Source organism: Photobacterium lucens (genome assembly GCF_009873615.1).
GTDB classification, from domain to species: domain Bacteria; phylum Pseudomonadota; class Gammaproteobacteria; order Enterobacterales; family Vibrionaceae; genus Photobacterium; species Photobacterium lucens.
Genome location: NZ_SSMG01000335.1, coordinates 1 through 4,124, shown reverse-complemented (window position 1 = coordinate 4,124; position 4,124 = coordinate 1). Strand labels below are relative to the sequence as shown.

Here is a 4,124-nt window from a genome sequence, read left to right as displayed (position 1 = left end):
ATAGACCCCAATAATTACTTTTATATCAGAATAAATTTTACATGATTGATATTTTATTAAACCTACGTTCACTACGTGCTCAAGCACGTGAAATGTCAGTTTCAGATCTAGAAGAAGGTCTTCAAAAATTTACTCAAGTTGTTGAAGAGCGCCGTGAAGAAGAAGCTGCAGCTAAAGCACAAAATAAAGAGCAAGAAGCTAAGCTTCAAAAATACCGTGAGCTACTAGAAGCAGAAGGTATTACAGCAGAAGAGCTTGTTGCACTTATTGGTGATGCACCAAAAGCGAAGAAGAAGCGTGCTGCACGCCCTGCTAAATACAAATTCGCAGACGAAAACGGCGAAGAAAAAACATGGACAGGCCAAGGCCGTACTCCTAAAGCACTGCAACAGCTGCTTGACCAAGGTGCACAACTTTCTGAGTTTGAAATTTAATTTCAATCTTATTCAAACAATAAACCGCCATCCTAATATGGCGGTTTTTTTTACTCTCACTTTATATTCTACTCCGCGTCCTTCTTTGTTATCTTGCCATGCTCATATTTACTTTGAGCTTCCATTACATAGATAAAAAACAGCACATCACACTGTTCATATTTTTGTACATCAATAGATTTATCAACTGCCATCACTAATAAAATTAGAAACTAGCTTCAGCACAAGACAACAATACAGGATAATAAGCCAATCAAAACATATCACCCAGTTTTAATCGCCATCAAAACTGACCATTGCAGTGGCCTAAATTATGTTTACGTTAAAATATAGTTATAGGTTCTATCTATTTATAAACGTAACTTATTATTACAACCATAACGGTTTCTACAGCTTCTTTAATCATAGATAGGAGGTAATACTATGATTATAGGGATACCAAAAGAGATCAAAACACATGAGTACCGTGTCGGTATGACACCAAGCTCAGTAAAAGAGCTCACCTCGTATGGTCATACCGTCTATATTGAAACCCAAGCTGGCATTGGGATCGGTTTTCAAGATCAAGATTATATTGATGCTGGAGGACAAATTTTACCTACGGCTAACGATATCTTTGCCGAATCTGAAATGATCATAAAAGTAAAAGAGCCTCAAGCTAATGAGCGTGCATTATTGCGAGAAGAGCAGATTTTATTTACCTACCTTCATCTGGCTCCCGATCCAGCTCAAACCAATGATTTGATCAAAAGCAAAGCTATTTGTATCGCTTACGAAACAGTGACTGATAATGATGGTAAGCTGCCATTACTCGCACCTATGTCAGAAGTGGCAGGTAGAATGTCAATTCAAGCAGGGGCTTTTGCCCTTGAAAAGTCCCATGGCGGAAGAGGGGTATTACTCGGTGGCGTCCCCGGTGTAACACCTGCCAATGTCGTTATTCTAGGCGGTGGTGTAGTAGGAGCTAATGCTGCACAAATGGCGCTTGGCCTAAAAGCCAATGTGACGATTATTGATCGTAATATCTCAGTGCTACGTCAACTCGATGCTCAATTTAACGGTAGAGTAAATACTGTCTATTCAACCCATGATACGATTGAAAAGCATGTCCTTAATGCAGATCTTGTTATCGGTGGTGTTCTCGTTGCTGGCGCTGCTGCACCAAAACTCGTAACAAAAGCGATGATCAGAAAAATGAAAAACGGTGCAGCGATTGTTGATGTCGCTATCGATCAAGGCGGCTGCGTTGAAACCTCCCATGCAACAACTCATGATAATCCTACCTATGTTGTTAATAATGTAGTTCATTATTGTGTCGCCAATATGCCTGGAGCAGTAGCCCGTACAGCAACCATCGCGCTGAACCACGCTACACTTCCCTATATTGTTGCCCTTGCAAATAAAGGCTATAAACAAGCACTGCTTGATGATCACCATCTCCGTCATGGGCTCAACGTCTATAGAGGGCATATTACCTGTCTTAGCGTTGCACAATCACTCAGCTTGCCATATGTCAGCCCAGAGTCACTACTGATGTGATTTGAACGATTTATAAATAAAAAAAGAGCCACCTAACGAGGTGGCTCTTTCATGACAAGATACATTAACGCGCATTCGTCGGTGCGATTAGCTGAGCTTTACCGATAACATGAGACAAAATGTTATAACCTGCTAACGCTGGTGATGCATTTTCAGGTAACTTAATGTTAGCTGTATTTAATGCGTATACAGTGATTTCGTAGTTGTGAGGTTTTGAATTTGGTGGTGGACATGCACCGCCGAAACCTTTGAAGCCGAAGTCATTCGTTACCATGCTTGCACCTTTAGGTAGATCTTTACCACCTACTGCGCCAGCACCAGCAGCTAAACTGTGAACGTTTGCAGGAATATTTACAACACTCCAGTGCCACCAGCCACTACCTGTTGGTGCATCTGGATCATACATAGTCACAGCGAAGCTCTTTGTACCTTCAGGCACGCCAGTCCAGCTTAATTGTGGTGAAACGTTACTACCAGTACAACCCCACTGATTAAACAGTTGTTGATTTTGTAGCGTATGATCATTGGTAATATCTTGGCTTGTTAATGTCATTGCTGCATGTGACATAAATGCAGGTGCGGCTAAAAGAACAGCGGCTACAACTTGTTTGATCTTCATTATCTGTACTCATGTTCGAATAATTAACTATCTAGCAGCACAAAGTAAATGTGAAATTGGTATACTGCCAAACTCGTTTTGCGGTTTTAATTATGGAACTAATAATTAAATTCAACAAATCAATAAAACTATTTTGTGAGTTGAGAAAAAATACCCCGAAGGAATCTTAATGCGCGTTATCCCCCCCATCAAAGCTATTGTGTATTTTGAAGCGGCAGCACGATTACAAAGTTTTAAACTAGCAGCAGAAGAATTATGCGTAACACCTGGGGCTGTAAGCCATCAGATCAACACACTTGAAGAGTTTATTGAGCAAAAACTCTTTCAACGTCATAACCGAAGCATAACGCTGACCAATGCAGGGCAACGTTACTTTAGCCGTACATCCATTATTCTTAATGAGCTAGAGCAAGCCACCGCAGATCTTGGTATGGCAAGTAAAAACCAAAAACTCACTGTTGCAATACCGCCAGCATTACTTAATAAATGGTTATTACCGTTAATTAACCTTCAACAATTGTCTCAACAGGGTATTTCTCTCAATTTTGTTGATACTTTAGAAACACTGGATTTTCATAAAGACAGCATCGACATGGCTATCCGTTATGGCTTAGAACCACCAGAGCATGTGGAATACGATAAGTTGTTTGAAGAAGAGATGATTGCCGTTTGTGCGCCCAATTATTTACCGCCAGTGATCACCACACTTACCCCACAAATTTTGCAAGAAGTGACTTTAATTGAAACCACAAACCGACTTATTCAATGGGATCTCGTGTTACACAACCTCAAAATAAAGCCGATCATCAATCAAAATAAAGTATTCTTTCAAAATTCAATTCAAGCGATTGAAGCCGCATGTAATGGGTTAGGGATTGCTTATGTAAATAAAATTCTAGTGCAAAAGCCACTTAATGAAGGAAAGCTCATTAAGGCATTTACTATTCCCGATCAAGGCGATAAAAGACCAACTTATTACCTTGTTTGCCCCAAAGAACATAAGAAAGATCCCGCGACATCACTGCTCTATGCTGCGATCTTAGACTTAGCTCACAAGCAATAAAAAAACGGATGAGTACTCAGTACCCATCCGTTTTTACATTAAGCATAAAAATTAATATTTTTCATTCAGCACTTCATCTCGTGCATTCGCCCAACCATTTGCATAACAAGCCGCCACTTTCGCCGCCTTCTCAGATTTAATAAGAGTTGTATTTGACTTTAATTGACTCTCAAGTTGCTGACAGCGTTGATCAATCGATGTTTTGTAATGATCACCTTGACCAGACAAGTTATAAACCTGATCTTTCGCCGTTGCTTCCGCTTGTTGGTAGCAATGAATCAAGCCCTGCTCATCAAAGTTTTGGTTCTCTACACACGACTGAACAACAATCGAATTACCCGCTGGCTCAGCCGCACTAGCGTAAGAAAAGAAAAGTGGAACTATAAATGCAGTTGCTAATGAAGCATTTTTTAAAAAATTAGACATAAAGATAGGCTCTTTTTATTAGTTTTTATCCTTTATCTCATCA

General features: G+C 39.9%; 5 protein-coding genes. 3 read left to right on the top strand and 2 right to left on the bottom strand.

Translation table 11 applies throughout. The features are described 5' to 3' along the window. Positions 1-41: 41 nt before the first annotated feature. Positions 42-434, top strand: a complete 393-nt coding sequence (locus tag E5A76_RS14310) for an H-NS histone family protein (RefSeq protein WP_053988675.1) — start codon at positions 42-44, stop codon at positions 432-434. A gap of 423 nt (positions 435-857) precedes the next feature. Then, positions 858-1,973 carry an alanine dehydrogenase gene (gene ald / locus E5A76_RS14305; protein ID WP_161119326.1) on the top strand — a complete coding sequence of 372 codons (1,116 nt, stop codon included), beginning with the start codon at positions 858-860 and terminating at the stop codon, positions 1,971-1,973. Between the two features lie 64 nt (positions 1,974-2,037). On the opposite strand, the gene E5A76_RS14300 is transcribed toward ald, so the two are convergent. Beyond that, positions 2,038-2,592 carry a YbhB/YbcL family Raf kinase inhibitor-like protein gene (locus tag E5A76_RS14300; protein WP_053988673.1) on the bottom strand — a complete coding sequence of 185 codons (555 nt, stop codon included), beginning with the start codon at positions 2,590-2,592 and terminating at the stop codon, positions 2,038-2,040. Between the two features lie 169 nt (positions 2,593-2,761). On the opposite strand from E5A76_RS14300, the gene E5A76_RS14295 reads away from it, so the two are divergent. Next, positions 2,762-3,655 (top strand): LysR substrate-binding domain-containing protein, encoded by an 894-nt coding sequence (locus E5A76_RS14295; RefSeq protein WP_161119325.1) that lies wholly within the window; start codon positions 2,762-2,764, stop codon positions 3,653-3,655. A gap of 51 nt (positions 3,656-3,706) precedes the next feature. On the opposite strand, the gene E5A76_RS14290 is transcribed toward E5A76_RS14295, so the two are convergent. Further along, positions 3,707-4,081, bottom strand: a complete 375-nt coding sequence (locus E5A76_RS14290) for a hypothetical protein (RefSeq protein ID WP_161119324.1) — start codon at positions 4,079-4,081, stop codon at positions 3,707-3,709. Positions 4,082-4,124 lie beyond the last annotated feature (43 nt).

Bases quoted from the DNA above. Each gene is read 5' to 3' on its own strand.
- E5A76_RS14290 (WP_161119324.1), bottom strand. From the start codon at position 4,081: ATGTCTAATTTTTTAAAAAATGCTTCATTAGCAACTGCATTTATAGTT.
- E5A76_RS14310 (WP_053988675.1), top strand. From the start codon at position 42: ATGATTGATATTTTATTAAACCTACGTTCACTACGTGCTCAAGCACGT.
- E5A76_RS14295 (WP_161119325.1), top strand. From the start codon at position 2,762: ATGCGCGTTATCCCCCCCATCAAAGCTATTGTGTATTTTGAAGCGGCA.
- ald (WP_161119326.1), top strand. From the start codon at position 858: ATGATTATAGGGATACCAAAAGAGATCAAAACACATGAGTACCGTGTC.
- E5A76_RS14300 (WP_053988673.1), bottom strand. From the start codon at position 2,592: ATGAAGATCAAACAAGTTGTAGCCGCTGTTCTTTTAGCCGCACCTGCA.